The sequence below is a fragment of the Krasilnikovia cinnamomea genome (assembly GCF_004217545.1).
Lineage (GTDB): Bacteria > Actinomycetota > Actinomycetes > Mycobacteriales > Micromonosporaceae > Actinoplanes > Actinoplanes cinnamomeus.
In genome coordinates this window covers 5806032-5832738 of the sequence record NZ_SHKY01000001.1, presented here as the reverse complement: position 1 = coordinate 5832738, position 26707 = coordinate 5806032, and the positions used below count along the sequence as shown (strand labels likewise).

25 protein-coding genes and 2 pseudogenes are annotated in these 26707 nt (G+C 71.8%); 16 read left to right on the top strand and 11 right to left on the bottom strand.

Going from position 1 to position 26707, the window contains the following annotated elements; translation table 11 throughout:
- The first annotated feature begins 317 nt into the window (after positions 1-317).
- Positions 318-2222 (top strand): choice-of-anchor Q domain-containing protein, encoded by a 1905-nt coding sequence (locus EV385_RS26460; protein ID WP_130511896.1) that lies wholly within the window; start codon positions 318-320, stop codon positions 2220-2222.
- A gap of 274 nt (positions 2223-2496) precedes the next feature.
- Here EV385_RS26460 and EV385_RS36190 read toward each other — a convergent pair.
- The 3 genes and pseudogenes from EV385_RS36190 to EV385_RS26450 all read right to left on the bottom strand — a co-directional run.
- A pseudogene (locus EV385_RS36190) lies at positions 2497-2682 on the bottom strand (ATP-binding protein); the annotation flags it as partial.
- A gap of 139 nt (positions 2683-2821) precedes the next feature.
- Positions 2822-3709: pseudogene (locus tag EV385_RS35805) on the bottom strand (histidine kinase dimerization/phospho-acceptor domain-containing protein); the annotation flags it as partial.
- A 456-nt stretch (positions 3710-4165) separates the two neighbouring features.
- A complete protein-coding gene (locus EV385_RS26450) occupies positions 4166-4612 on the bottom strand; it encodes an SRPBCC family protein (RefSeq protein WP_130511894.1) in 447 nt (148 codons plus the stop codon).
- A 182-nt stretch (positions 4613-4794) separates the two neighbouring features.
- On the opposite strand from EV385_RS26450, the gene EV385_RS26445 reads away from it, so the two are divergent.
- Positions 4795-5916, top strand: a complete 1122-nt coding sequence (locus EV385_RS26445) for a lactonase family protein (RefSeq protein ID WP_130511893.1) — start codon at positions 4795-4797, stop codon at positions 5914-5916.
- Here EV385_RS26445 and EV385_RS26440 read toward each other — a convergent pair.
- The 6 genes from EV385_RS26440 to EV385_RS26420 all read right to left on the bottom strand — a co-directional run bounded on the left by EV385_RS26440 (position 5866) and on the right by EV385_RS26420 (position 9512).
- Complete coding sequence (locus EV385_RS26440) at positions 5866-6318, bottom strand: response regulator (protein WP_130511892.1); 453 nt, start codon at positions 6316-6318, stop codon at positions 5866-5868. The genes EV385_RS26445 and EV385_RS26440 overlap by 51 nt on opposite strands.
- Positions 6319-6349: 31 nt before the next feature.
- A complete protein-coding gene (locus EV385_RS34065) occupies positions 6350-7048 on the bottom strand; it encodes a class I SAM-dependent methyltransferase (protein ID WP_165449610.1) in 699 nt (232 codons plus the stop codon).
- Positions 7045-7455 carry a DMT family transporter gene (locus EV385_RS34060; RefSeq protein ID WP_165449609.1) on the bottom strand — a complete coding sequence of 137 codons (411 nt, stop codon included), beginning with the start codon at positions 7453-7455 and terminating at the stop codon, positions 7045-7047. The genes EV385_RS34065 and EV385_RS34060 overlap by 4 nt, the downstream gene beginning before the upstream one ends.
- Positions 7452-7781: a hypothetical protein gene (locus tag EV385_RS26430; RefSeq protein ID WP_130511890.1), complete on the bottom strand. Its 330-nt coding sequence runs from the start codon at positions 7779-7781 to the stop codon at positions 7452-7454. Before EV385_RS26430 ends, EV385_RS34060 begins: the two co-directional genes overlap by 4 nt.
- 435 nt (positions 7782-8216) lie before the next feature.
- Positions 8217-8690, bottom strand: coding sequence for a hypothetical protein (locus EV385_RS26425; RefSeq protein WP_130511889.1), 474 nt, complete (start codon positions 8688-8690; stop codon positions 8217-8219).
- An 87-nt stretch (positions 8691-8777) separates the two neighbouring features.
- Positions 8778-9512: a universal stress protein gene (locus tag EV385_RS26420; RefSeq protein WP_165449607.1), complete on the bottom strand. Its 735-nt coding sequence runs from the start codon at positions 9510-9512 to the stop codon at positions 8778-8780.
- 645 nt (positions 9513-10157) lie between these two features.
- Here EV385_RS26420 and EV385_RS26415 point away from each other — a divergent pair.
- The 11 genes from EV385_RS26415 (at position 10158) to EV385_RS26365 (ending at position 21402) form a co-directional block, all read left to right on the top strand.
- Entirely contained in the window at positions 10158-10643 is a 486-nt protein-coding gene (locus tag EV385_RS26415; RefSeq protein WP_130511887.1) for a hypothetical protein, read from the top strand.
- Positions 10643-11566 carry a hypothetical protein gene (locus tag EV385_RS26410; protein ID WP_130511886.1) on the top strand — a complete coding sequence of 308 codons (924 nt, stop codon included), beginning with the start codon at positions 10643-10645 and terminating at the stop codon, positions 11564-11566. The genes EV385_RS26415 and EV385_RS26410 overlap by 1 nt, the downstream gene beginning before the upstream one ends.
- Positions 11553-12962: a V-type ATPase 116kDa subunit family protein gene (locus EV385_RS26405; protein ID WP_130511885.1), complete on the top strand. Its 1410-nt coding sequence runs from the start codon at positions 11553-11555 to the stop codon at positions 12960-12962. The genes EV385_RS26410 and EV385_RS26405 overlap by 14 nt, the downstream gene beginning before the upstream one ends.
- Complete coding sequence (locus EV385_RS26400) at positions 12962-13375, top strand: ATP synthase subunit C (RefSeq protein ID WP_130511884.1); 414 nt, start codon at positions 12962-12964, stop codon at positions 13373-13375. The genes EV385_RS26405 and EV385_RS26400 overlap by 1 nt, the downstream gene beginning before the upstream one ends.
- Before the next feature lie 2 nt (positions 13376-13377).
- Complete coding sequence (locus EV385_RS26395) at positions 13378-13587, top strand: hypothetical protein (RefSeq protein ID WP_207229955.1); 210 nt, start codon at positions 13378-13380, stop codon at positions 13585-13587.
- On the top strand, positions 13584-14075 hold the full coding sequence (locus EV385_RS26390) for a hypothetical protein (protein ID WP_130511882.1): 492 nt from the start codon (positions 13584-13586) through the stop codon (positions 14073-14075). The genes EV385_RS26395 and EV385_RS26390 overlap by 4 nt, the downstream gene beginning before the upstream one ends.
- Complete coding sequence (locus tag EV385_RS26385) at positions 14072-15796, top strand: V-type ATP synthase subunit A (protein WP_130511881.1); 1725 nt, start codon at positions 14072-14074, stop codon at positions 15794-15796. Before EV385_RS26390 ends, EV385_RS26385 begins: the two co-directional genes overlap by 4 nt.
- A complete protein-coding gene (locus EV385_RS26380; RefSeq protein ID WP_130511880.1) occupies positions 15793-17172 on the top strand; it encodes a V-type ATP synthase subunit B in 1380 nt (459 codons plus the stop codon). Before EV385_RS26385 ends, EV385_RS26380 begins: the two co-directional genes overlap by 4 nt.
- The gene (locus tag EV385_RS26375; RefSeq protein WP_130511879.1) at positions 17169-17792 is read left to right on the top strand and encodes a V-type ATP synthase subunit D; all 624 of its coding nucleotides are present in this window, start codon (positions 17169-17171) and stop codon (positions 17790-17792) included. Before EV385_RS26380 ends, EV385_RS26375 begins: the two co-directional genes overlap by 4 nt.
- 94 nt (positions 17793-17886) lie before the next feature.
- Complete coding sequence (locus tag EV385_RS26370) at positions 17887-20607, top strand: cation-translocating P-type ATPase (RefSeq protein WP_130511878.1); 2721 nt, start codon at positions 17887-17889, stop codon at positions 20605-20607.
- A gap of 258 nt (positions 20608-20865) precedes the next feature.
- The gene (locus EV385_RS26365; protein WP_130511877.1) at positions 20866-21402 is read left to right on the top strand and encodes a GNAT family N-acetyltransferase; all 537 of its coding nucleotides are present in this window, start codon (positions 20866-20868) and stop codon (positions 21400-21402) included.
- Positions 21403-21488: 86 nt separating this feature from the next.
- On the opposite strand, the gene EV385_RS26360 is transcribed toward EV385_RS26365, so the two are convergent.
- Positions 21489-22922, bottom strand: coding sequence for a WS/DGAT/MGAT family O-acyltransferase (locus tag EV385_RS26360; RefSeq protein WP_130511876.1), 1434 nt, complete (start codon positions 22920-22922; stop codon positions 21489-21491).
- Between the two features lie 112 nt (positions 22923-23034).
- Between EV385_RS26360 and EV385_RS26355 the strand changes: the two genes are divergently transcribed.
- The gene (locus tag EV385_RS26355) at positions 23035-23925 is read left to right on the top strand and encodes an alpha/beta fold hydrolase (protein ID WP_130511875.1); all 891 of its coding nucleotides are present in this window, start codon (positions 23035-23037) and stop codon (positions 23923-23925) included.
- An 80-nt stretch (positions 23926-24005) separates the two neighbouring features.
- Here EV385_RS26355 and EV385_RS26350 read toward each other — a convergent pair whose 3' ends face one another.
- A complete protein-coding gene (locus tag EV385_RS26350; protein ID WP_130513574.1) occupies positions 24006-24515 on the bottom strand; it encodes a nitroreductase/quinone reductase family protein in 510 nt (169 codons plus the stop codon).
- 574 nt (positions 24516-25089) lie between these two features.
- Here EV385_RS26350 and EV385_RS26345 point away from each other — a divergent pair.
- Positions 25090-25485 carry an Hsp20/alpha crystallin family protein gene (locus tag EV385_RS26345; protein WP_130511874.1) on the top strand — a complete coding sequence of 132 codons (396 nt, stop codon included), beginning with the start codon at positions 25090-25092 and terminating at the stop codon, positions 25483-25485.
- Between the two features lie 110 nt (positions 25486-25595).
- Positions 25596-26678 (top strand): DUF2157 domain-containing protein, encoded by a 1083-nt coding sequence (locus EV385_RS26340; RefSeq protein WP_165449606.1) that lies wholly within the window; start codon positions 25596-25598, stop codon positions 26676-26678.
- Positions 26679-26707 lie beyond the last annotated feature (29 nt).

Genomic DNA, 26707 nt, shown 5'->3' with positions numbered 1-26707 from the left:
CCGCGCGAGTGGTCGCGGTTCCAGAGGCCGAGCACAGCCTCGACCAACCGACGGCTCTCCGGCGGCTCCGCTATCGATAATCGCGGCGACATAATTCGTGAGCCAAGGCGGTTACCGCTTCGTCACCCACAGCTGAAACTCATTGATAACCTTTCCTATATAACTGCTGTTCAGCGCCAGAACCTCGTCCCTGATGGCACTTAAAATATTCCTGAATTCACTGCGGGCGATTCGACTCCGGGAATTGTTGTGGCTAATCTGGCGCCGCCGCACTTAGCGAGTGGCGGCAATCCCGGACCCCGAACCACGGAGTTGTCATGCCCGTTCCGCACCATGCCATCACCGGCGCCGCCGGCCCCCGGCGGCGCCGGCGTTTGCTGATCACGGCAGCCGTCTTGGCCGCCGTCGCCACGCTGGGCGCGACCGCCCGTACCGTTGCCTTCGCCGGCGACAAACCGGCGGTCAACTCCGTGGTTCTGCTGGATGCCACAAGCAACCAACGGATCGCCGGCCGGGCCCCGCTGGGTGCGGAGGAGACGGTCGATCTGGCGGCGTTGCGCACCCGCGAACTGAGCGTCCAGGCGCTCACCTCCGGGCAAGTGGGCAGCGTGCGTTTCGAGGTGGACGGTCGGACCACCCGAATCGAGAACCACCTGCCTTACGTACTCAACGGCGACGCCGCCAAGGGAACCGACTTCCTGCCGTGGCGCCCGGCTCCCGGCCGGCACCGCCTGGTGATCACGCCGTACAGCAAGGACGGCGCGAAGGGTCGCAGCGGCGATCCCGTTCGCATCACCCTGGTCGTCACCGATGGCCGTTCCTCGGTTCCCGAAGCGACCAAACCGACCCCGACCAAGCCGACCGCCAAGCCGGACAAGACCAGCCCTGCGAGTACGCCGCCGGCGCCCCCCGGAGCCACCGGGCTGCCGGTGGGCCGGATCGCCGGCGCCGGCATCGGCGGGCCGACCTGGTCCGCCGGCCAGCTGGCACCGACGCAGGGCGGACGGCACCTCTACGTCAGCGGCAACGGCAACGACAAGGCGGACGGCCGGACCCCTGCCACCGCGCTGCGCACCCTGCAACGCGCCGCCGGCATGACCCGCCCGGGTGACACGGTGGTGATCGGCAACGGCACCTACTCCGCGCCAGGCAGGCAGTTTGTACTCGGTATCGACCGATCCGGCACCGCCGACAAGTGGATCACGTACGCCGCCGCGCCGGGCGCCACCCCGAAGATCAAGGCCGCGGGCTGGCAGGGGATCGCGGTCAACGCCCGGTACATCACCGTCGCGGGTCTGACCGTGCAGGGGCCGACCGACCTGCTGACGGATAGGCAGAAGGACGCCGCCCGCAAGGGCGACCTCAAGGATCCCATGATCAATACGAGTTGCATCGCGGTGTCCGAGCCGTTCGGCGGTGGCGAATCGACCTACCCGCACCACGTCCGAATCCACGGCAACACCGTGTCAGACTGCCCCCTGGTCGGCATCGGCGCGCTGCGCGCCGACTATGTCGAGGTAACGAACAACCTGGCCTTCGGCAACGCGAACTGGTCGCCGTTCGGCGGCAGCGGCATCTCCCTGTTCCAGGCGTGGAACTCCGACAACAGCACCGGCATCAAGATGATCGTGCGCGGCAATGTCACCCGGGACAACGGTTCGTTCGTCAAGTGCAAGTGCAGCCGCTTCACGAAGATCACCGACGGTAACGGCATCATCGTCGACTCGTTCGACAACAAGGAATCAAAGGTCAAGATCCCGTACCGCGGTCGCACCCTGGTGGAGAACAACATCACGTACAACAATGGCGCGCGCGGCATCAACGTCTTCCACAGCGACCACGTCAGCGTCGTCAACAACACCGTCTACCACAACGGCGCGCAGCCTTCGATCCGGAACAACCTCGACGTCAACAAGGCCAATGACGTTCAGGTGGTGAACAACATCCTGGTCAGTGGCCGAGGTGACATCACCGCTGCGACCGCGTCCTCAACCGCCCGGGTCACGTTCGATTCCAACCTCATCGTCGGCAGGACCAACATTTCGGATCCCCGTCGGCTGACCGGCGACCCGAAACTGGCCAACCCGGCCAAGGACGACTTCCGGCTCAAGAAGGGTAGCCCGGCCATCGACAGCGGGACGGGAAGCATCGCCGCGCGGACCGATGCCAGCACCGCGTCGCGCACCGGCCCTGTCGACCGGGGCGCCCTCGAATTCCGCTGAGAAGACGGCGGCGGCGATCGTCACCCGCCAGCGCTATCGGTCGTCGAACCGCCGTCGGACACAACCACCCGGGATCATGTGGGCCCACCGATGGCCGACGGCACCCTGGTTCTGCACGAGGTCGTGTCCGGTGGCACCGTGGTGCCACCGGACTCGGCTGCGGCGGGCGGCAACCTTCGCGCAGATGGGGACCTACCGGTTCGATGAGAAGGCCGCGTCGAACGCCGCCGCCGGCGCCTCGAACGCCAACCGGCGAACGAATGCCGAAGCTTGGTCAGACGCGCAGGAGCCGATCATCTGTGTTCGTGGAAGGGTGCTGTGGCGCGGCAGTCGGGAGCCGGATCGTGATGGCGGTGCCGGCGCCTTCGTGGGAGTCGACGTCGACGGTCCCGCCGTGGCGTTCGACGATGGTCGCCACGATGGCCAGGCCGAGTCCGGTGCCGGGGACGGCCCTGGCGGGTGGCGTTGCCGGCGCGGAAGAATCGGTGGAACAGGTAGGGCAGGTCCGCGGCGGCCGGTGTGACCACCTGGGATACGGACTCGATCAGTGCGGCGAGGTCGACCGGTTCGGGGATGAGCACGAGCTGGCCGGCCTCGATCCGGGACATCAGCAGCAGGTCCTCGATGAGCCGGCGGAGTCGTTCGACGTTGCGGTCGATCACGCTGAGCATCTTGTCCTGGGTCGTGGTCAGCGGCCCGACGTCCTCGTCGAGGATGACCTCCAGATACCCGGCCACGCTGGTCAACGGGGTACGCAACTCGTGGGAGACCGTGGCGAGGAATTCCGTCTTGGCCGCGTCCACCTCCTGCAGGCGGGCCACCAGTTCGCTCGCATGCTCGAACAGCCTGGCCTGGGTCAGGATCCGCCCTAGTTCGGCCGCGAGCATGCTGATCAGGTGCACCTCGTACGGGCGCCAGGCCGCCCGTCCGTCCCGCCGGATACCGGTCAGGTGCCCGACCGGTTCGGTGCCCTCGCCGAACGCCACCGTGATCACCGGCCCGGCCCCGGCCGTTCGCAGCGCGACGAGCTCTTTCTCGGAGGGCTGCGGGCCGCTGTCGGGGACGGCGACGAAGGCCATCGACGGGCCGACCGCGAGCCACTCCACGGGTATGGCGGCCAGCGGGCTCACGTCCCCGGCGGCGTCCGGGGCACTCCAGACGTGCGGCCCGGACGGCCCCTCCTCGTCCGGGACCAGCCGGATCACCGCGTGGTCCGCGTCGACCAGTTCGCCCGCCGACTGCGCGGCCGCCACGACCGCGTGCGTCCGCGAGAGGTGCTGGCGCACCGCCGCGCTGTGCTGCTGAAAGGCCCGGAGCATGTCGCGCTCCGTGGCTGCCTCGTCGGCGGCGGCGTTCAGCGCGGTGGCGACGGTGTCGACCTCTGCCGGGGCCTCGGTGAGCGTCACGCGCGCGTCATGATCGCCCCGGCCCATCCGGTCGAGGACGCGGAGCATCTGAGCCAGCGGGGTGGTGATGCGCCGGGTCATCGACCGGCCGATCCGCGCACCCAACAGCACACCCACCGCGACGGTCCCAGACCTTCCCCGCCGGGTCGAACAGGCACGGCAGGCGCCGACTCTCCCGGAATGTTCAGAGCCCGGTACAGGACCCGCAGAGGCTCAACAGCTACAGCAGCCGGGCCGCCCTCGGCGCCGCCCCACCGCTGCGCTCGCTGCTGCCGAAGCTGTTCGGCCCGGTCTCCGTGGTCAGCGCCTACGTCGGCAGCGGCCTCCACGGGGATCGGCGCGCAGCCCCGGCTGGCCGTGACTACCCCGGTGCGGCACGCCACAGACGCCGATCGTGAAGCCACGAGGGCAGCCGCCGCGCCCGGCCGTCCAGCTACACCGATGGCCCGGGGCGCGCCCACTGGACGGGCGGCCCGCGTCAGTCTCGATCGTCCGACGTGAGCACCCGTCAGTAAGGGCCGGCCAACAAGACGATCGTCACGGCGCCGACGCCGCCTCGATGATGTGCCGCAACGCGGCCAGGTCCTTGGCGTTGGCCCGCCGCATCGCCGCGGCCAGCGCGGGAGATGCGACCCGCGCGAACCCGGAGGGCGTCCCACGGTTGCGTAACGTCATCAGCGTGCCGGCGTCGTGGGCGCGCCATGTGTAGGTCGTCTCCATCGGGAAAGGGCCCTGCGCCGTGCGCATCACCAACCGCTCCCCCGGTACGAACTCGACGAACTCGTACGTGTAGGCCAGCCGCCGGCCCAGGAAGTGCGCGACGAACTCCACCCGCGAACCGACCGCGGCCGGCGCGGGTGTCTGCCACCGCACGGACTCGATGTTGGCGTACCACCGTGGCGCGTTGTCCGGATCGGCCGCGTACGCGGCCACCCGGTCCGGCTCGGCGTGGATCACGATCTCGGAGATCACGTCGACGGTCACCCCCTCAGTGTCGCTCCGCGGCGCAGCCGGGTGCACCGATCGAACCCCCATCCGCCCGCGCGACGCTCACGCCAGCCGCAGACGAGCGCGACCGCGTGATCAACTTGCGCGACGCGCTGCGGTGACGGCAGCCCGGGCGGCAGGCTGGCGAGAAGCAGCATTCGACTGCGAAGGGAGCAGCCATGGCAGGCCGTACGATGACCGGCAATACCGCCGTCGCGGGCGAGACCGCCACTCGTCCCGAGCCTCACGGTGCCACCCGGCACGCCGTGTTCGTCCAGCTCAACGACCCCACGGGAAACAGCGTGCTGGCGTACCAACGCTCGGGTGACGGCAGCCTGCTGGAGGCGGGCCGGTATCCGACCGGCGGCAACGGCGGCGCCGCCCTCCAGGCGCCCGTCGACGCGCTGGCGTCCCAGGGATCCCTCGTCTACGACCAGCACCACCGCATGCTGTACGCGGTCAACGCGGGCAGCGACACCCTGACCGTGTTCGACGTCGACGGCGCCCGGCTCACCCGCCGGCAGATCATCGACTCCGGCGGCGCGTTCCCGGTGAGTATCGCCGCGCACGGCAACCTCCTGTACGCCCTCAACGCCGGCGACGACGGGACGGTGCAGGGTTTCCGGATCACTCCCGACGGGTTGGCACCGCTGCCCGGCTCGCGCCGGTCCCTGCGCCTGGGCAATACCAACCCACCGGTGTTCATCAGCGCCCCGGCACAGATCGGCATCAGCCCGGACGCGCGGCATCTGGTGGTCACCACCAAGAACCACAACGCGATCGACGTGTTCCTGCTCGACTCCGACGGGTGCCCGCAGGGAGAGCCGGTCGTCACCGCCACCGCGAATCCCGTACCGTTCTCGTTCGCCTTCACCGATCAGGGCATCGCAGTGACCGAGGTCGTCACCTCCTCGGTGACGCACTACCAGCTCCACCGCGACGGCACCCTGACCCCGCTCAGTTCGGTGGCCGACGGTCAAGCCGCCCTGTGCTGGATTCAACCACTGGGCGGCAGGCTCTACGGCGCGAACGCGGGCAGCGGCACCATCACCGCGTTCGACCTCTCCCGCGACGGCGGTGTCGCCCTGTCCGGCCACGACGGCGGTGTCGTGGCCCAGCCGGGTGGAGCCCCCATCGACATGGCAGCCAGCGGTGACTACCTCTACGTCCAGAACCCCGTCTCCGGCCGTCTCGACGGATACCACGCCGCAAGGGACGGCACGCTGCGCCAGGTCGCCACCGTCACCGGCCTACCCGTCTTCGCCGACGGCAACGGTATGGAAGGCATCGCGGCCAGCTGACCGCCGCGGGTTGGCGCGAAACGCGCCTTGTCTGCGGCAGCGGGCGGCCAGGTGCTGGAGATGCACCTCGTCGGCGATGGCCGCGCCCGTACGGTCCGGCAGGATCACGTCGGTGATGAGCAGGTCCACGTCGTCGAATTCGGTAGGCAGCGCGGAGTCGGCGTCGGATACGGCGGCGGTGCGGTAGCCGTGGCGGCGGAATAGCGCTCGGCCGGCGGGATCAATGGCCTCGACATATGCGGTAATGCCTGCAGCATCGAGATAGGCGTGGTGGTGCCTGAGAGGCTCGTACCCAGCCCGCAACGCTGCCGTTCTGGTCGCACGGCCAAGAAAGGCCAGTTCACCCTCGTCGCCCCGATCCAACCGGTCACGACCAGCGGTCCTGACCTCCAGCCCAAACACGAAACAGACCTAACGCGCACTTATAGCTCCCTCACGGTGCCGACTGGGCAGCTGGGCTTGGTGCCTCGGCGTTGTCCGGGTCGGAGCTGAGTGGCTCGCGGCAGATCCAGAGATGTGCGGGTGGCACGTTGCGCCAGACGATCGGACTGCGCGTCACCTCGCCGAACGTCGCGGTAAGACGCCGGCGGAACTGCCTTGCCGCCGGCAGCGGCCGGACCGGGACAGTGATGACCGTGGCGAAGGTGCCGTGCGGGTGCAGTACCTGGGCGACCCCGCTGAGGATCTGCTCCTGGGCTGGCGGTGGTATCAGTGACCAGGGCAGAGCGCTGATGATCAGGTCGACGGGTCCGATGCCGACGTCGTTGAGCAAGCGGGGCAGGTCGGCGGCGTCACCGTGGATGACGTTCAGCGCGGGCCACGCCTGGGTCAGGTAGGCCGCCATCGCGGTGTTGCGTTCGACCGTGCAGAACGTGCTGCCGGAAGGCAACCAGGACTGTATGGCGCGGGTGATGGTGCCGCTGCCGGGGCCGAGTTCGACGACGGTGCGTGGCGCGCGGGCGGTGTCGATCAGGCCGGCGGCCTGTGCCGCCAGGGCCCGGCCGGTCGGGGCGATAGCGCCGATCTCGCGGGGCCTGCGCAGCGCGGCCAGGAGAAACCAAGTCGTGCCGCGCGACTGAGCAGTCTTGGTCTGGATGCTCTGGGGGCTGGGTTGATGCTGGGCCGTGGTCACGGTGATGCCCTTCTGTCGATCTCGGACGCGGCGGTCAGCGATTGACTCACTGCGTGACTGCTGGCCGCCCGGGCCGGCGCCTCCGGCCGGCCGGTGAGGTGCAGCAGCGTGACACCGCCGATGATGAGGACGATCGCGGTGATCTTGCGGGCGGTCATCGCCTCGCCGAACAGCGCTGCGCCGATGATGGCCAGCGCTGCCGTACCGACTCCCGACCAGATGGCGTAGGCGACGCCGACCTCGATGCCGGCCTTGAGGGCGCGAGCGAAGCAGACGTAGCTGACGACGTAGAGGGCGGCCGTAACGAGGGTCAGGATTCGGCTGCTCAGACCGTTGGAGGCGGTGAGCGTCGCTGTTGCGATGACCTCGGACAGGATCGCCGCGCTGAGCAGGAGCCACGCCGTCATGGCTGCTTCTGCTGGGTCTCCTGGCAGACCTCGCGCCCGGCATGTCGCGTTGCGACAGCACGCAGTGCTCGCAGCAGCTGGTGGTCGATGGGGCGCTCGGGTGGCCTGTCGGCTCGTTGCGGGACCGTGCTCAGGGTGGCCGCCGGCGAGGACCGTGATGTCGGCTCAGCGGCCAGCCGACGGCGCATCATGGCGTAGCCGTGCAGCAGGAGCCCGAGGTCGTTCGCGTGGATCATCGCGGGTTGACGATGACGGACAGCGACGGCGTACGCCTCGTGCGCGTGACGCATGAGGCCGGCAGACTGCTCCATGTCCAAGGCGAACACGTGGGTATACTCACCACTGTCAATGTGCAATTTGCACCTCCCTTACACGCATTAGTTCAAAAGTACGGCGGATAGAGATCTCTCACGAGCGGAAACGTGTCACGTGGGTTATCCTCGCCAGTGTCAATGTGCAATTTGCACATCCTTTACATGTATTTAGTTCAAAAGTACGGCGGATAGAGCTCTCTCACAAGCGGAAACGTGTTCGGAAATCGAGAGTGGACGGGTATGCATCAGCAAGCCGGACGCCCGGCGCCGGGCTCGGATTTCCTGAACCCGCCATCATGGGTCGGGGTCGGATCGTGGCGGAGTTCCTCGACGCCGGTACGTCGCGCAGTGGCTCGGTGGTCCGCGACCTCGGGATTGTCCTGAATGTACTGTTCCATGCTGGTGCCGATGGACCCGTACGCAGAGCGCCGAGCAGCCCCAGACCGATCACCCATCCCGCCAGCGCTCCGCGCTGCAGCCGCCAGGCCAGCGCATAGGCGTTGCGCAAGGACCGGGTGGCAGCCGCCCGTCCGAGCCGGGTTGCACGAGGCCGGCGCCGAAGTCGCGGCGATCCTGCGGCACCACCGCAGCGATCATCAACAGAACGGCGGTGGCAAGCGGCGGCAGCAGCGGCCACCAGCGATCGCCTGCGTACGGGAACGTGCGCTGGCCCCAGCCGATCGGGGACAGCCAGGCCAGCGCCTCGTGGCCGGCGTCGCCTGCGGCCCGCAGCGCGTACGCAGCTCCGAGCACCAGCGCGACCGAGCCGTAGCCCGCGCGTACGCTGTCAAAGACCTGCGCAGCGACAGCCGTGAGTGAGGTGAAGGTGAGCCCGACGGCCGCGACCGCCGCGCCCAGCAGGACCGAACCGCCGGTCGGCAGGCCGGTGGCAACGGCCACGGCGAGGACGAGTACGCCCACCGCGGTTCGCAACAGCGGCGAGGACGACCGCGGCGGCCAGCGGAGCGCCTCGGCCGACCCGTGCCGATCGGATGAGCTCGGTTCTGGTCAGCTTGCGAGGAAGACCGGGCAGTTGGCGTGCTGAACCATGGCCCGACTCACCGAGCCCAGCATCGTCACTGGGTTGACGCCGATCCCCCGCCGGCCGACGACGACCGCCGCCGCCTGGCGTGAGTAGTCGATCAGCGCCGGTGACGGGTCCGCGTCGACCGTCCGGTGGTGCACGAGAACGCCGTCGATGGTCTCGGTCCGCTCCGAGGACGCGGCGTTGGGCTGTGCGTGCAGCATTACCAGCTCGCATCCGCGCAGGCGGGCTTCGTGCAGGGCGAAGGTGACCGCCGGTGTCGGCGATGCCGGGTTGTCCACGCCGACGACGAGGGGCAGCGCGCCGAATCCAGGCCCGGGTGGCCAGTACGGCATGCGGACGACCATGACGACTCCCGCATGCTGGGCGGCCACTCGATCGCCGACGCTCAGTCCCAGCGTGGTGCCCATCGCGCTGTGCCGGTGTCCGACGACGAGCAGGTTCGCGTTGCCGCCTTCGATGAGCAGCAGCGACGCCGCCGATCCGGTCGCCAGATGGCTGGTCACCGCCACCGCCGGCGCAGCGGCATGCACCCGCTCCGTCACGGTGTGGAGCAGCTGAAGATTGGCATCGTGCGTTGCCTGCCGCCCACTCGCGTGCTGTACGTGCAACAGCCGCAGCTCCCAGCCATGCATTTCCGCTTCGATCGCGGCGTGATCGACCGCCATGTAACTGGCTGGCGAATCATCCACGCCCACCAGAACCGTTCCGGTGACCGTCGCGACCGGGCGCTCAAGAGGCCTGGCCGGGGCCGACTCGCCTGCGGCTCCGAGATACCCGTGGAGAGCATTGGAGTACCGGCTCGGGCGAGAAGGCCCCGCACCAGCACTCCAGGACTCCTGTTGAACGTGATACCTGCCGACGTCACTCATGACCCACCTCCCGCACCAGTTCCGGCTTTTCCCCACTTTCAGCACACCGCTCGGGGCGGTTCACCGGCCAGGGTCATTGGTCCCTCGCTGGGCGGCCCCCGCCCCTGCCCGTCAGCACCGGGGACCACCGGCTTCAGCTGAGCGGACACACGATCCGGGTCCGGTAGTCGGGTTCGCTGGCCGTCCCGGGTAACGCTGTCTGCCGACGGCGCCGCAGCCTTACCGGTCATGATTCCCCCGTTGGCCATGCAGGTACCGACCATGGCCGCGCCTGGAGCATTCAATGCCGACTGCCCGGGCGCGCAGAGGCGTTCTGCCCCATCGGCCAGGCCTTTCGCAGGTCGCCATCCGGTAGATCCGCCGCGGAACGGTCGGAGTCCCCGAGGCGCTGGGACGTTCGGCTCTGCGATGTCGCCACAGCCCCGGATGACGATGGCGGTGTCAGCGGATCGACCCCGCTGGGAGGTGACCATGCCGGGCTGGCGGGACATTCTGAACCGCTTCCGCGCCGCAGGGCCGCCGGGACCGGCCGCACCGGTCGCGGTCCCGGTCGACCGGCGAACCGCGCTGATCGAGGAACTGGCACCGGTGTTCGCCGCCCTGCGGGAAACCCGTGCCGAGGCCGCCGACGTGATCCGTTCGGCGCGTGAAGCCGCGGAGACCGTCCGGACCGACGCCGACCGAAGGGCCGCGCGGTTGGTCACTGACGCCGAGGCGACGCGGGCGCAATGGCGCGCGGCGGCGTTCACGGCCCAGCGGACCGGCGCCCAGACCGAGGCTGCGGCACGCGTCACCGGCGGGCGCCGGGAAGCCGACCGGGTGCACCGCCGCGCCGCCGAGCGCCGAGCGGCGCTCGTCGATCGGGCGGTCATCGAGGCACAGCAGATCCTCGGACCCGCCGCCGGCTCCGGCACGACGAATCACGATCACCGGCCCGCGCCGACCGGGGCGCGGTGATGGGCGCCGCCGAGGTCGCTGGTGCCGTGCGGGCCCGGGCCCTGGCCCGGCGCCGCGTCGGGCCCGCGGCCACCCGCCGGCTCGCCGGCTGCCCGAGCCTCGCCGCCGCCGTGGACGCGCTCGCGGAGGGACCGTACGGGCGGCAGGTGCATCGCGGACAGACGCTGGCTCAGGCCGAAACGGCCACGCTGCAAACCCTCCTGTGGCATCTGCGGATGCTCGCCGGGTGGCAGTCCCGGACCGCCGCGGCACCGGTACGCCTGCTGGCTGCCGCGTTCGAGCTGGCGAACGTGGACGAGCAGGTGCTGCGCTGCGACGGCGGCGCGGCGGCGGACCCCTTCGACCTCGGCGCGCTGGCGGTGGCCTGGCCCCGGCTGGCGCAGGCCTCGACCCGGGCCGAACTGCGCGACGCGCTGGCCCACTCCTTCTGGGGCGATCCGGGCGCGGACAGCGGCTGGGCGCTCACGACCGTCCCCCGGCTGGTCTGGCTGCGCCGGGTGGCCGAGCGGATCCCGGTGGCCGCGGGCTGGGCCGGTGGCGCGGCTCTGCTGATCCTCGCCCGCGAGCAGATCATCCGCGGGCGGCCACTCGATGCGGCGGCCGTCGCCGCGGCGCGCCCGCTGGCCGGTCCCGGATGCCTGGCCGCGACGACGGTCGGCGCGCTGCGTGACGCGGCGGACCGGCGCGCCAGGTGGGCGCTCGACGGCGTGTCCGGGCCGGAGGATCTGTGGCGGGCCGAGGCCCGGTGGTGGGGCACGGTGGAGAAGGAAGGACTACAGCTGGTCCGGGGCGCGGGGTTCACCGGGAAGGTTGCCGTCGGGTGTGCCGCGGTCCTGGCCGCCGATGCCTGGCGGGTGCGCGTGGCGCTGGCGTCGGCCGTCCGCGGCGGCGGATTCCTGGACGTGTTCGATGCGATCGACTGACCGGAGCCGGCCGGCGCGGCGCGAACCCGTACGGATGCAGCGGATCGCGGTCGTCGCGCCCGTGGACCGGCTGCGCGACGCGCTGGTGGGGGTGGCCCGGTCGGGCGCCGTTCAGCTCGACGACGCGGTGGACGGCACGGTCGAAGGCGCCGCGGCGGCGGCGTTGCGCCGGACCGGTGGCTCCGCCGCTGCGGCGCGGTTGGCGGCCCACCCCGTCGACCCGGTGGCGCTGGCACGCTCGGGGCGTGCGGACCTGCTGGCCGGCGAGGCCCAACTGGAACGGTACGCCGCCGGTGCCGTCACCGACGACGGTGTGGCCGCGTGGGCCGGCTGGTGTCCTGCGGACCGGCTGGAGCGGCTACGGGACACCCTGGCCGCGGTCGAGGCCGCCGCCGTGTCGTTGCGGCGGCCGCCCGGTGCCGTCGCACCCACGCTTCTTCGCCAGGACACCGCCGTACGGGCCTCGTTCGCGCCGCTGGTGTCCACGTACGGCACGGTGCCCTACGCCGATGTCGACCCGACCGTGTTCGCCGGGGTCGCCTTCATCGTCATGTTCGGGGTGATGTTCGCCGACGCGGGCCACGGCATGCTCCTGGTGATCGCCGCGCTGGTGTTGCGGGCCAGCCACCGGCCCCGATGGCGTCGGCTGCGGCGGATGTGGCCGTTCGTGGCGGGCGCCGGGGTGGCGAGCGCTGTCGCCGGAGCAGCGCTCGGCGAGTTCTTCGGCCCGACCGGGGTCGTGCCGGTGCAGTGGCTGTCACCGTTGGACAAGCCGGTCAGGCTGCTCGCCGCCGGTGTCGGGCTCGGGGCGCTGCTGCTGGCCGTGGGTTACCTGGTCGGCACGGTGAACCGCTGGCGCGAGGGTGGCGCCCGCGTGGCCCTGTACGCCCCGTCCGGCATCGCGGGGGCGGCGTTGTTCGCGGGCCTCGGCGCCCTCGCGGTGGGTCTCTACCTGGGCCACTGGGCCATCGCGGGACCGGGCGCGGTGGTGGCCGGGGTGGCGCTGATTCTCGCGGGCGCTGGCCTGTACGCGGGCTCCGGCGGTGGCGGCGCCGGGCTGGCGCAGACCGGGGTACAGCTGTTCGACCTCGTCATCCGGCTCGGCGCGAATCTGGTGTCGTTCGCGCGACTGGCCGCGTTCGGGCTGACCCATGCGGCGCTCGGGGCGCTGGTGTGGGCCGGCGTGACGGTGCTGTGGGGCGCTGGCGGGGCGGCCGCCCTGGTCGGTGCGGTGCTGCTGTTCGTGGTGGGCAACGCGGTCACGTTCGGTCTCGAAGCACTGGTCGCCGGCATCCAGGCGTTGCGGCTGGAGTACTACGAGCTGTTCTCGCGGGTGTTCGAGGGAGAGGGGCGGCCGTTCCGCCCCTGGACGGTCGAGGTCGAGGGGGTGCCCTGATGATTTTCTGGTTGACCACACTGGCCGTGGTGGCCACGGCTGCCCTGGTGGGTGGCTGGTGGTTGCGGCGCCGCAGGGTGCCGGCGCGCCGGGCCCTGGCCGTACACGCGGCGCTGCTGACGGCTGCGGTCGTGGCCGGTGTGCTGGCCGTGAGCGGGTCGGCCGCGCAGGCCGCCGACGCGGCGGGTGGTGGCTCGGGCGCGGGTTGGGCCGCCCTGCTGGGCGCCGCGATCGCGGTGGCGGGGTCGTCGATCGGTGCGGCCATCGCGGTCGCCTACACGGGGGCTGCGGCCCTGGCCGCGATGAGTGAACGGCCTGAGCTGTTCGGCCGCGCGATGGTGATCGTGGGCCTGGCGGAAGGCATAGCGATCTACGGACTGATCGTGGCGATCATCCTCATCGGACGGGCCTGACCATGGGACAGATAGCCGTGCTCGGCGAATTCGTCCAGGTCCGGGGCTGGGCGACCGCCGGCCTGCTCGCCGTGGCCGCCGACGATGCCGAGCAGGTGCGAGCCGGCTGGGCGGCGTTGCCCACGGACGTGGACCTGGTGCTGTTGACCCCGAACGCGGCGCGCGCCCTCGGAGAGACTGCGGACGCCCGGCTGGTGGCGGTGCTGCCGTGACCGGGAACCTCGACAGCCTCGCACCGGTCCGTTCGGCGCTGCTCAACCGGGCCCGCGCCGACGCCGAGAAGATCCGGGCCGGCGCGGCAGCAGAGGCCGGGCAGGCGACCGCGGCGGCACAGGCGCGGGCGGAGGCCATCCGCGCGGAAGCCGAGACCGCGGGCCGCGCGGAGGCGCGCGCCGCGGGCGCCGCCGAGGTGGCCGCGGCCGGACGGACGGCGCGCGGGCTGATCCTGCGGGCGCGGCGGGAGGCGTACGAGGAGCTGCGCGACGCCGTACGGCAACGGCTCGCGGAGGACCCGCTGCTGATCGAGGTGTTCTCGGCGCGGATCCGGCGCGCGCTGTCCCCCGGCGCCACGCTGACGGTGGTGCCCGGCGGTGTGGTCGGCGTCGACGAGGACCGGCAGGTCGAGTGCACCATCGACGGACTGACGGACGAGGTCCTGCGCCGCCTCGGCTCGTCGGTGGAAGACCTGTGGTCGAAATGAACACGATCCCGGTCCGTACGGGCACGGTGATCCGCGTGGACGGCCCGCTGGTGGAGGCCGCCCAGGCCACCGGCATGGCCATGTTCGACCTGGTGGAGCTCGGGTCCACCGCGATACCCGGCGAAACGGTGGCGATCCGGGACGACCGCGTGACCATCCAGGCGTACGAGTACACCGGCGGGTTGCGACCGGGTGACCCGGTGCGGGGCACCCATGCACCGCTCACGGCTCGGCTGGGCCCGGGCCTGCTGGGCGGCGTGTTCGACGGGCTGCTGCGCCCGCTGACCGGTGGCCCGGTGTGGCTGCGGACGGGAACCCGTGCGGCGCAACCCGCCGGCTCGGAATGGACCTTCACGCCCGCCGTACGGCCGGGTGAGCGCGTCCGGGCGGGTCAGCTGATCGGCACCGTCGCGGGTTCCGGCAGCGTCGACTACCGGATCCTCGCACCGGCGGGCGTGGACGGAACCCTCGACGCGGTCGCCGAGCCCGGCATGATCCAGGATCACGCGGACGTGGCCACGGTGGACGGCACACCAGTGCCCATGCACGAGCGGTGGCCGGTACGAACGCCGCGGCCGTGCCGTCGCAGGCTGACTCCCGACACCCCGCTGCAGACCGGCCAGCGCGTGATCGACCTGCTCTTTCCGGTCCTCAAGGGCAGCACCGTCGCGGTGCCGGGCGGATTCGGCACCGGCAAGACGGTCCTGCTGCAGCAGATCGCGAAGTGGTGTGACGCCGACGTCATCGTCTACGTCGGTTGCGGGGAGCGGGGCAACGAGATGGCCGACGTCGTCACGGAGCTGTTCGCGTTGCCGGATCCGCGCACCGGGGGGCGGCTCGCGGACCGCACCGTGGCCATCGCGAATACCTCGAACATGCCGATGATGGCGCGCGAGGCGAGCGTGTACTCGGCCGTGACCGTCGCCGAGTACTTCCGCGACATGGGCTACGACGTACTGGTCATCGCGGACTCGACCTCCCGGTGGGCGGAGGCGCTGCGCGAGTTCGCCACCCGCAACGGGGCCCTGCCCGCCGAGGAGGGCTACCCGGCGGATCTCGCCTCGGCGCTGGCCGCGTTCTACGAGCGCGCCGGCGCCGTGCTCACCACCGAGGGCCGCCAGGGCTCGGTCACGATCATCGGTGCGGTGTCCCCACCCGGCGGCGACCTCACCGAGCCGGTGACCGCGCACACCCAGCGCTTCGTACGCTGCCTGTGGACCCTCGACCGGGACCTCGCCTACGCACGGCACTACCCCGCCGTGTCCTGGTCCGGGTCCTTCTCCCGCGACACCGACCGGGTCGCGGCCTGGCACAGCCGGCACGATGCCGGGGCCTGGGCAGTGGCGCGGGCGCGCCTGCTGCAGTCCCTGGCGGAGGGTGACCGGCTGTCGGCGCTCGCGGAACTTGTCGGCCTGAGCGGGCTCGCGGCCGCCGAGCGGGTGACCGTGCTCACCGCCCGCCTGATCCGCGAGGGTGTGCTGCGGCAGAACGCCCAGTCGTCCAACGACGGACACTGCGAGGTGGGCAAGTCCGCCGCCCTGGTCGACGCGGTGCTGAGCGTCGGCGACCGGATCCGCGCCGACGTGGACTCCGGCGCGGATCCGGCCCGCTACGAGGAAACGGACTTCGGTCCCCTGGTCCGCCTGCGGGACACCGTCGGTCCCAGCGACGCCGAGGCCGTGTCGGCCGGGCGGGACGCGATGCTGGGGAGGCTGCCGTGACCGGCTTCGGGACCCTCACGTACACCGGCATCCACGAGTTGCGGGGCCCCTTGGCCGTGCTCGGCGGGGTGACCGGGGTGGGCTGGGACGAGTTCGCCACCCTCCGGCTGCCCTCGGGGGAGGTCCGGCACGGCCTCGTGCTGGCGGTCGACCGTGATCTGGCCGTCGTCCAGGTCCTGGAGGGGACCGCGGGCATGGAACCCACCGGCACGACCGTGACGTTCGCGGGTGAGCCGCTGCACGTCGGTGTGGGCCCAGGCTGGCTCGGGCGTACCTGCAACGGCCGCGGCGACCCGATCGACGACGGGCCGCCGGTGCTGGGTGAGCGGCGGGTGGCGGTGAACGGCGCGCCGCTCAACCCCGTCTGGCGGGAGCCGCCCGCCGACCCGGTGCTGACCGGCGTGTCGGCGATCGACGTCCTGACGACCCTGGTCCGGGGACAGAAGCTGCCGATCTTCTCGCATGCCGGTCTGCCGCACCTGACGCTGGCGACGCAGATCGCGCGGCAATCGTCCGCGGGTGGTGCGCCGTTCTGCGTCGTCTTCGCCGGCATGGGGCTGACCCACACGGACGCCGACGCCGTACGCGACGCCCTCGACGAGCGCGCCGCCGCCGGTGAACTGACCCTGTTGCTCAACACCGCCGACGACCCGGTGATCGAACGCATGCTCACCCCACGGCTGGCGCTGACGGTGGCGGAGGACCTGGCCTTCACCGGCGGCCGGCACGTACTCGTCGTGATGACCGACATGACCAGCTACGCCGAGGCGGTCCGGGAGGTCTCCGCGTCCCGCGGTGAGATTCCCGGCCGCCGCGCCTACCCCGGATACCTCTACAGCGACCTCGCGTCACTGTACGAACGGTGCGGCCGGATCCGCGGCCGCCCCGGCTCGGTCACCGTCCTGCCGGTCCTGACCCTGCCCGCCGGCGACATCACCCACCCGGTGCCGGACCTGACCGGCTACATCACCGAGGGCCAGATCGTCCTCTCCCCCGACCTGCATACCGCAGGGGTGTATCCCCCGGTGGACGGCCTGTCGTCGCTGTCGCGGCTCATGCGGCACGGCGCCGGTCCCGGTCGCACCCGCGACGATCATCTGGATCTGGCCGCACAGGTGCTGGCGGCGCTGTCGCGGGCCCGGCGGGTCGCCGAGGTCGCCGACCTGGTCGGACCATCGGGTCTGAACAGCACGGATCGGCGCTACCTCGAATTCGCCCGCGCCTACCGGGAGATCCTCGTCAGCCAGCGACCCGATGAGCGGCGGGATCTCGGCGACTCCCTGGACCGGGCCTGGCGCGCGGTCGGTGTGCTACCCCGGCGTGAACTCACCCTGCTGCCGGAGGCGATGCTCGACGCGAAGGGACCACCGGCATGACCGCGCTGCGGGTGCCGCCGGGCCGGGCCGGGGCGCTGGTGCTGCGGCGCCGGCTGGCGGCTGCCGACTCCGCCGCCGACCTGCTGCGCCGCAAGCTGGCCATGCTGAGCGCGGAACGTGACCGTCTGCTCCGGCTCGCCGACGAGAGCGCGAAGCGCTGGCACCACCGCGCCATGGAGGCGCAGCGGTGGCTCGACCGGGCGGGCGCACTCGGCGGCGACCGGGGCCTCCGGCTCGCCGCGCTGCCACCGTCGGCCACGGCGTCGTACACCTGGACGAACCTGATGGGGTTGCGGTACCCGACCGCGGTCGAGTGCGTCCTGCCGGACCGGCATCCGGACGACGTGTCACCCGGTTCCAGCGCGCTGGTGTGCGCCGAGGCCGCGGTGCGCGCCGCCGTACCGGCAGGCGCCGAGTACGCCGCCGCCCGCCGCGCGGTCGATGTGGTGGAACGGGAGACGGCGCTGACCCGGCAGCGGCTGCGCGCGCTCGAACACCGCTGGATCCCCCGGCTCGGCGCGGCCCTGGCCGTGGCCCAGGCGCAGCTCGACGAGCTGGAGAACGCCGACGCGGTACGCCGACGCTGGGCCAAGGCAGCCCAGACCACCGGCGGGTTCTGACGGGGCGGGGGCACAGATCTCCGGGCCGGACGGCCGCATCGGCTGGGCCGCTCGCCCCTGTGCCAAGCGGGGCGAATCGCCAACGGTGAAACCTATGGCCCGGACGACGTATCCCGCCGACGATCCGCAGACCGCCATCGACGAGCAGGAGCCGCTCACCGCGCTGTTCCGTGACCTCCGTACGTCCCCGGCGGGGCTCGGCGGCCGGGAGGCCGCCCGCAGGCTGATCGTGTACGGGCCCAACGAACTGGTCCGGCGCGGCGGCCGACGGTGGCCGCGGGAACTGCTGAACCAGTTCACGCAGCCGTTGGCCGTGCTGCTGTTCGTGGCCGCCGCCCTCGCCTGGTTCAGCGGTAATGCGCCGCTGGCCGTCGCGGTCGTCGCGGTCATCCTGCTCAACGCGGCGTTCGCGTTCATGCAGGAGATGCAGGCCGAGAAGGCCGTCGAGGCGCTGGCCGCATACCTGCCCGCGACCGCGCGGGCGATACGCGACGGCATCGAACGAACCGTCGTCGCTCGGGAACTGGTCCCCGGAGACATCCTGCTCGTCGCGGAGGGCGACCGGGTGTGCGCGGATGCCCGCTTGATCGACGGGGCCGTCGCGATCGACCTGTCCGCCCTCAACGGCGAATCTGCGCCGGTTGCCCGCGCCGCGGGCGCCGCCGCGCAACCCGGGCCGCTGCTGGAAGCGCAAGATCTGCTGTTCAGCGGCACCGCCTGCACGGCGGGCGCTGCCACGGCGGTGGTGACCCGCACCGGCATGCACTCCGAAATCGGCCGGATCGCCGCCCTCTCCCAGCGGGTCCGCACCGAGCCCAGCCCACTGGAACGGCAGATCTCCCGCGCCACCTGGATCATCGCAGCGGTCGCGGTGCTGGTCGGCGCGGCGTTCCTGCCGCTCGGCCTGCTCGCTGGACTCGGATGGGCGGCCGCCGTCAGCTTCGCCATCGGCCTCATCGTGGCCAACGTACCGGAGGGGCTACTCCCGACGATCACGCTCGCCCTGGCCGTCGGCGTCCGCGAACTGGCCCGCCGCGGTGCGGTGGTCAAACGGCTCTCCGCCGTGGAGACCCTCGGCTCCACGACCGTGATCTGCACGGACAAGACCGGGACCCTCACCGAAAACCGCATGCGGGCCGTACGGCTGTGGCTGCCCGGCGCCGGCGACGTGCCCGCGACCGGCGTCGCCGCGGACCCGGACGCCCTCGCGCTGGCCGCGGCCGCTGCCGCGTGCTCCACCGCCCGGCTACCTGGCGACGGCGCCGCCGAGGGCAGCGGTGACCCGACCGAGCTGGCACTGCTGCGCCTCGCCGCCGACCTCGGTACCGGCGTGTCCGGGCGGGAGCGTGACGCCGCACGGGCGGCCGTGTTCGCCTTCGACGCGCGCATCAAGCGCATGTCGACCGTGGACCGCGTCAACGGCGTCGCCGTCGTCCACACCAAGGGCGCCCCCGAGAGCGTGCTGGCCTGCTGCACCGCGATGGCCGGCACCACCGGCCTCGACGGCGCACAGCTGACCGCCGCGATGGACCGGTACGCGGCGGCGGGCCTGCGCGTCCTGGCCGTGGCGCAACGCCCGGTCGACGGCCCGATACCCACCGGCCGGGAGACAGCCGAGACTGAACTGACACTGCTCGGGCTGATCGCGATGGTCGACCCGCCCCGGGACGGGGTGGCCGACGCCGTGACCGCCGCCCACGGCGCGGGCATGCGGATCCACGTCATCACCGGCGACTACGGCCCCACCGCGGCGGAGATCGCACGCCGGGTCGGCATCGGCGGCGCGGCACCGCGCATCGTCGCCGGCGCCGATCTCGACCGGATGAGCGAACAGGAGCTGGACGACCTGGTCGCCGGAACCGACGAGATCGTCTTCGCCCGCTCCTCCCCCGAGGCCAAGCTGCGCATCTGCGAGGCGCTGCGAGCCGGCGGCGAGATCGTCGCGATGACCGGCGACGGAGTCAACGACGCCCCCGCACTGCGGCACGCCGACATCGGCGTAGCCATGGGCCGCTCCGGCACCGACGTGGCCCGCGAGGCGGCCACCATGGTCCTCACCGACGACAACTTCACCACCATCGTCCGGGCCGTCGACGCCGGACGCCGCGTATTCGACAACGTCCGCAAGTTCGTGCTCTACATCTTCGCCCACGCCGTGCCCGAAGTCGTCCCCTTCCTGATCTACGCCCTGTCGGGTGGCCTGATCCCGCTGCCACTGACCGTCTTGCAGATCCTCGCGATCGACCTGGGCACCGAGACGCTGCCCGCGCTGGCCCTGGGCCGCGAGCCCGCCGAACCCGGCCTGATGACCCGGCCGCCCCGACCGCCCGGAGCGGGCGTCATCGACCGGCGCCTGCTGGCGCGCGCGTGGGGTCTGCTCGGTGTCACCTCCGCCGTCCTCGTCATGGGCGCCTTCCTACTCACCCTCTGGCAGGCCGGATGGCGTCCCGGCGACCCGACCGGTCCCGGCTCGCCGCTGCACCACGCCTACCTTCAAGCCACCACGATGACATTCGCCGGCATCGTCGCCTGCCAGGTCGGCACCGCCATCGCCGCCCGCACCGACCGCGCCTCGCTGCGCGCCATCGGACTGTTCAGCAACCGCCTGCTGATCTACGGCATCATCTTCGAACTCGCATTCACCGCCGCACTGATATACGCCCCACCGCTGCAGACGGTGTTCGGCACGGCGGCGCTCCCCCCGCAGCAACTGGCCCTGCTGCTCCCCTTCCCCTTCATCGTGTGGGGTATCGACGAGCTGGCCCGATGGATCCGCCGTCGGCAGACAGATCAAACCCCCTCGGCAGTGTCATAGGCAGGGGATCGCCACGACGGGCGCCGGGCCGTGACGCACACGCCTGCGACATGTCGCGGATGAGCCGCACTCCGGCCAAGCTGAACGTCGTCAGCTCGGCCGTCCTGTGCCGCAGGCACCTGCCTCCGCCGGCCGCACGGGTCCGTGGACAATGCCCGACATGACACATAGGCCACACCCATGACGCTGCCACCACGACAAAGCCGAGCGAAAGGGCCGGAACGCACCGCCCGCATCGCACGACTGGATCCCGCCGACATGCCGCCGAGCTACCCCACACACTACGAGCGGGTGGTACACCTGCGCGACGACCGTACCGTCTTCATCCGCCCCATCGTGCCGCGCGACGCCGCGGCGCTGTCCGAGGCGATCGCGGAGGCCGACCCGGACACCTTGTACCGGCGCTTCCTTGGCGCACCGCCCCGCGTCACCCCACGCCTGCTCGCCCGCCTGACCACCGTCGACTACGCCCAGCGCTTCGCGGTCGTGGCCGGCGACGCCACCGGCCGCGGCGTCGGGATCGCCCGGTACGAGGCCGCCGGGGAGGGCAGCGCCGAGGTGGCCGTCGCCGTCGACCGGGCCTGGCGGCGCGTCGGCCTGGCCACCGAACTGATCACCACGCTCGCACGGGCGGCGCTGGACCACCGCATCCACACCTTCACCGCGACCTACCTCGCGCAGAACCGGCCCGTCGCCGCGCTGCTCGAGCACACCGACGCCGCCGGACGCGCACAGATCAGCCAAGGAATCGCCGAGGCGATGATCGCGCTCGACGAGGAAGACAACGATCTGTGAGCCGGCAGGGGAACAATCGCGAGGGCGCCGACGCCACGACGGCGAGGGCTGTCCGGTGGCTCTGCCGCCAGTAGCCGGCGATCGGATCAGGATGCTGGGGCGCCGGCGGGCACGGTGGCATGGTGGTGTGGGGCCCGGCGGCCGTGCGGGCGGCAGGCCTCGCGCAGGAGGGCGACCTCCTCGGTGACGAAGCCGGCGAACTCGTCAGCTTCCGGCACCGACGCGAAGTCGGTCGTGACGCCGAACGCCGCCTGACCGCCGTACGTGAAGACGGCGACGCCGATGCGCAGCCGCTCGGCGATCGGCACGTACGGCAGGATCTCGCGGATCGGGCGCCCGAGGACGTACAGCTGCTGATCGGGACCCGGAACGTTGGTGGTGACGGTCGTGATCGCCGACTGCGGCACGCGCAGGGCGGTACGGATGATCATTGACACCGGCGTGAACGGCTCCAGATCCGCGAACGCCACCAGGGCCGCCTCGGCCTCCACCTCGCCGCTGGCGCGCAACTGCGCCACCCGCTGGTGCACCGCGTGCACTCGTCGCACGGGGTCGTCCAGCTCGACCGGCAGGAGCAGCAACATCGAGGCGAGCCGGTTGTCGAGCATCCCCTCCTGGCCACGGGCACGCACGCTGACGGGGATGAGAGTGCGGACGGCGTCTGCCACCGGCTCCTCGCCGCGCTGCACCATGAGACGCCGGAAGGCACCCGCCACGGCGGCGAGATAGACGTCGTTGATGGTGACCGAGCAGAAGTTGGCGACCGTGGCGATGTCGGCCAGCGGCGTACGGGCCAGCGCATACCGCCGGGCTCTGCCAATCGGCCCGGACAGCGAGGTCTGCGCCGTCGGGGTGAACCCGGCGGCCAGCGTGGCAAGCCCACGCGCGGTGCGGCGCAACCATCCGGCTGGCGAGCGGACCGCCCGGACCACAAAGCGGGCCTGGTCGAAGGGCATACGCGCGAGTTGCCCGAGCGCATCGAGGGTCAGGTCCAGGGCGCCGGTGCCACCACGAGGCTCCCAGTGGTCCGCAACGGCGGGCCGCGGCACGGCAGTGGTGTCGCAGATCAGCTTGTAGAGCTGGGTTCCCGAAACGCCGTCGAGAAGGCAGTGATGCACCTTGGACAGCAGAGCCCAGCGCCCCTCGGGCAGCCCCTCGATGAGCCAGTTTTCCCACAGCGGCCGGTCACGGTCGAGACGCTGGCTCATCACCCGGCCAACGAGCCCTTCGAGCGCGGCGTCCCCGCCGGGCGAGGCCAGCGCCGTACGGCGCAGGTGGAAGTCGAGGTCGAAGTCGGGATCGTCCACCCAGACCGGCCGGCCCAGGTTGAACGGCACCCGGCGAACCCGCTGCCGGTACCTCGGCACCAGCGGCAGGCGGCCGCGGATGAGATCGGTGAAGTCGGCCTGGCTCGGCGCTGGACCGTCGAGGACGGCGATCGAGGCGATGGCGAGGCAGGCGTGCGGGTCCTCGTCCTCGGCGTCGAGGAAGGAGGCGTCCAGCGGGCTGAGATAGTCCACGGCATCCTCCTGCGTCAACGGCCATTCTCAGTCACCATCCACTGGCTGCGCCGCGCCACACCAGAGTCGTACGGCCCGTGCGCCAGGGTCCGGAGCGCGGCAGATTGAGGTGATGGTCGAAGGGGTCGCCCGGCACGGTGCCGTACACATTGCCTACGAGGTGGAGGGCCCGCCCACCGGCAAGCCGCTGCTGCTCGTCATGGGGCTGGGTCTGCAGATGCTGTTCTGGCCGGAGGACTTCCGGAGGTTGCTCACCGGCCACGGCTTCCAGGTGGCCCGGTTCGACAACCGCGACGTCGGGCGGTCCACCCACCTGGACACCCTCGGCCTGCCCTCCCCGCTGGATCTCGCCCTGGGGCGAGGCCCCGGGTACACGCTGGCCGACATGGCGGAGGACGCCCGGGCGGTGATGGACGCCCTCGGCTGGGAGAGCGCGCACGTGGCAGGGGTGTCGCTGGGCGGGATGATCGCGCAGACCCTGGCCATCCGCCATCCCGCGCGCGTCAGGTCGCTCACCTCGATCTCCTCCACGCCGTCGCCGCGCATCGGACGGCCCCGGCCGCGCGCGGTGGTGGCTCTGCTGCGGCGTGCCGCCTCCAGCCGCGAGGATGCGGCCCGGCAGGTCGTCGACATCTTCCGGATCATCGGGTCGCCCGCGTATCCGCGTGACGAGGCGTGGCTGCGTGACGTGGCGCGCCGCAGCTACGACGTGGCCCACGACCCGGACGGGGTCCGACGCCAGCTCGCGACGATCGTCTCGGCGGTGGACCGCCGCCCGGCGCTGGGTGGCCTGCACCTGCCCGCGCTGGTCGTGCACGGCGCTGCGGACCCGCTCATCCGCCTGCCCGGCGGAGAGTCGACCGCCCGGGCGATTCCCGGGGCGCGGCTGATCGTGCACGCCGGCATGGGGCACGATCTGCCGGCCCCCCTGCAGCCGTCCCTCGCCGCCGAGATCGCCGCCCTGGCGCATCGATGGCACGACCAGGGGCGGGGCGCGGGCTAGGCTGCTGCCGTGCGTGGTGTGGCGCGCGACCACGGCCGGCCACCGTTGCTGTCGACGTGGCGTCGCGGGTACGTCGGGGTCTACGCCAAGCGGTCGTCCTGCGGCTCGGCGGACGCCGTCACGCCGGGGCGGGGCGCCAGCACCACAACGGCGGTTTCCGCCGGCCGCAGCGCGGCGTAGGAATCCAGCTTCGGATCGACATCACGCCAGCGGGCCCACAGCCGTGGTCGCTCGTCCGCTGTCGCCGCGTGCGCGCGTACGAGCCGTCTCCCGTCGGCCAATTCGACGGTCGCGTCCGGATGTGCTCGCAGATTCAGCCACCAGGAAGGTTCGGCCGCTCCCCAGCCGTTCATCGCCAGCGACACCAGATTCCGGCCGTCCTCAAAGTACGCGAGCATGACGCTGCGCCGGCGACCGGTACGCCGCCCGACAGTGGTCAGCCGCAGCATGCCCCAGTGGCCAGGGCGCGGCCGCCGCAACCCCACCCGGCCACCCGTCACGCGGTACAGACTCCGGTGCACCGACCAGGCGAATCGGATGACCCAGCGCGGGGGGAGCCATGGTTTACCGGCCCTCTGGTCCGTCGGCATAGCGACCTCCTCTGTCGGTTCGTCCGGCGCCACCCCGAAGCCGGTCAGCCGCGCCGGCCGACCGGTGATCTGCTCGATGTCGCCAGCCGTGGCGTCCAGCAGCTGCCGACGAGAACCTCGACATTCCAGGTACGAACGTGGATCATCGTCGGCCTCCCCGGTCGTCCAGGGGAACCCTACCGGCAGCAAGGCAACCCGGCTCCTGGTGACCGCGACCCGGTTGATGCCGACTTGGGTGTGCGACGCGGTCATCTCCTTCAGGGTGGCGCCCTGGCCGTTCGCATACCGGGTCAGCTGGGCCAAGCCGTGCTTCAACGTGCCTCGCCGACCTGACCATAGGCCTGCTGGGCCACCGCCCGCTCGACGCCGAGCAGGCGTCCGTCGCCCGGCAACGGGCCCGACGGCCCCAGGTGGAGGTTGCCGTCGAGGCCTGCCCGAAGCGTGGCCCCGGGGCTGGTAGCACGGGGAACCGACCCGTCCATGGAATATCCCCTCGAAACAGGACGAACGGCCCTGACCGTCGAACCGCGGCGGAGGTGGGATGGAGGTAGGGACAAGGAGAAGGGAGGATGAGATGACATCCCTGCTGCCGCGTCTGTTCGGCGACGTCACTGACTGGTTCGACGCCGAGTTTCCGCGCACTGGTCAGCTGATCCGCTTCGAGGACCGGCTGTCCGACACGGAGTACCTGTTGCGTGCCGAGCTGCCGGGCGTTGACCCGGAGAAGGACGTCGAGGTCACGGTCGATCACGGGCTGCTCATCATCCGGGCGGAACGCCGCGAGGAGGAGCGGGGCATGAACCGCTCCGAGTTCCGGTACGGCGGACTGCAGCGGGCGGTGCGGCTGCCCGGCAACGCCGACGAAGACCACGTCGCGGCCACCTACCGCGACGGGATTCTCGAGGTGACCGTCCCGTTGAAGGCTGCCGAGCCGACCGGCCGACAGATTCCCATCGCCAAGCAGGAGTGACCCGCCCGGCCCGTCCGGGCGGGCCCGAAGGGGAGTGATGTGCTGTGGCTCCGCCGGGACCCGTTGACGCCGCCCCGTCGTCGACAACGCTGACGCGTCACGAGGCCTCAGTGTCGGCGACGGACCCGGCACCCGTTGCCGCGGAGGTCGACCAGTTGGTCGACGGGTGGGTGTCCGACGGCGTGGTCACCGCCGAGCAGGCCGTGCATCTGCGTACGGATCTGCGAGGCTGGTCGCGCCGGGCCCGTTCGCACCCTGCCCAGGGGCGATCCGGGGCGGACCGTAGCTCAATGGTCATCGAGGCCATGGGCTACCTCGGCGGAGCCGTCATCGTTGTGGCGCTGAGCCTGGTGGCCGGCTGGTACTGGGACGTACTGCCGCTGGCGGCCAGGCTCGCCCTGCTGGGCGGTGCAGCGCTGGCCACGGGCGTGGCCGGCGCTATCGCGCCGCGCGGTGACGTCGGACGGCGCCTGCGCGCGGTGCTGTGGCTTGCTGCGTGCGCAGGCCTGATGGCGTTCCTCGCCGTGCTGGCCGCCGACGGGTTCGGCTGGGCCGGGGAGGCGGTCGGCGCGTTCGCCGCCGGCCTGACCGCGGCGGTCGCCATCGGGTTGTGGACGGCGCGCCCGCATCCCCTGCAGCACGGCGCCGTCGTCGCGTTGCTCGCGATCACCGCGGGCGCGGCAACCGGGCTGCTGCCCCACCCCGGCTCACTGCCCGGCGCCGCGATCTGGGCCGTCGGGGTGACGTGGGCCCTACTCGCGTGGGGTGGGCTGCTGCGGCCGCCACGGCTCGGGGTGATCATCGGGACGGTTGCCGCGGTGATCGGCGCCGTCGCGGTCGCCGATCAGCCGTGGGGATCGGTGCTGGCGCTCATCACGGTCGGCGCTGCCGTGGCCGCCGCCGTACTCATGCGGGACCTGGTCCTGCTCGGGATCGGGTCGGCGGGCATGTTGCTGGTGCTGCCGCCGATCGTGAACCGGTACTTCCCCGGCGTCCTCGCCGCCGCGCTGGCGCTGCTGGTCGTCGGCCTCATGCTCGTGGCCGCGGCGGTGACCACGGCTCGGCGCCGTCGGCCGTCCGACGAGCGGGACACGGACCGGGACTGGCGGCCCGGCCCGGCCCGGCTCGCTGTCGCCGCCGCGGCTGTGGTGGCCGGCGGCACCGTTGTGGCGGTGCTGCTCGCCGGTGGGTGAGCAAGCCCGCAGGGCGGATTTGTCACCGG

Coding starts and splice junctions, on each gene's coding strand:
- EV385_RS26395 (WP_207229955.1), top strand. CDS start 13,378: ATGGGACAGATAGCCGTGCTCGGCGAATTCGTCCAGGTCCGGGGCTGG.
- EV385_RS26385 (WP_130511881.1), top strand. CDS start 14,072: ATGAACACGATCCCGGTCCGTACGGGCACGGTGATCCGCGTGGACGGC.
- EV385_RS26460 (WP_130511896.1), top strand. CDS start 318: ATGCCCGTTCCGCACCATGCCATCACCGGCGCCGCCGGCCCCCGGCGG.
- EV385_RS26350 (WP_130513574.1), bottom strand. CDS start 24,515: ATGCCGACGGACCAGAGGGCCGGTAAACCATGGCTCCCCCCGCGCTGG.
- EV385_RS26410 (WP_130511886.1), top strand. CDS start 10,643: ATGGGCGCCGCCGAGGTCGCTGGTGCCGTGCGGGCCCGGGCCCTGGCC.
- EV385_RS26375 (WP_130511879.1), top strand. CDS start 17,169: ATGACCGCGCTGCGGGTGCCGCCGGGCCGGGCCGGGGCGCTGGTGCTG.
- EV385_RS26415 (WP_130511887.1), top strand. CDS start 10,158: ATGCCGGGCTGGCGGGACATTCTGAACCGCTTCCGCGCCGCAGGGCCG.
- EV385_RS34060 (WP_165449609.1), bottom strand. CDS start 7,455: ATGACGGCGTGGCTCCTGCTCAGCGCGGCGATCCTGTCCGAGGTCATC.
- EV385_RS26345 (WP_130511874.1), top strand. CDS start 25,090: ATGACATCCCTGCTGCCGCGTCTGTTCGGCGACGTCACTGACTGGTTC.
- EV385_RS26370 (WP_130511878.1), top strand. CDS start 17,887: ATGGCCCGGACGACGTATCCCGCCGACGATCCGCAGACCGCCATCGAC.
- EV385_RS26400 (WP_130511884.1), top strand. CDS start 12,962: ATGATTTTCTGGTTGACCACACTGGCCGTGGTGGCCACGGCTGCCCTG.
- EV385_RS26365 (WP_130511877.1), top strand. CDS start 20,866: ATGCCGCCGAGCTACCCCACACACTACGAGCGGGTGGTACACCTGCGC.
- EV385_RS26355 (WP_130511875.1), top strand. CDS start 23,035: ATGGTCGAAGGGGTCGCCCGGCACGGTGCCGTACACATTGCCTACGAG.
- EV385_RS26445 (WP_130511893.1), top strand. CDS start 4,795: ATGGCAGGCCGTACGATGACCGGCAATACCGCCGTCGCGGGCGAGACC.
- EV385_RS26405 (WP_130511885.1), top strand. CDS start 11,553: ATGCGATCGACTGACCGGAGCCGGCCGGCGCGGCGCGAACCCGTACGG.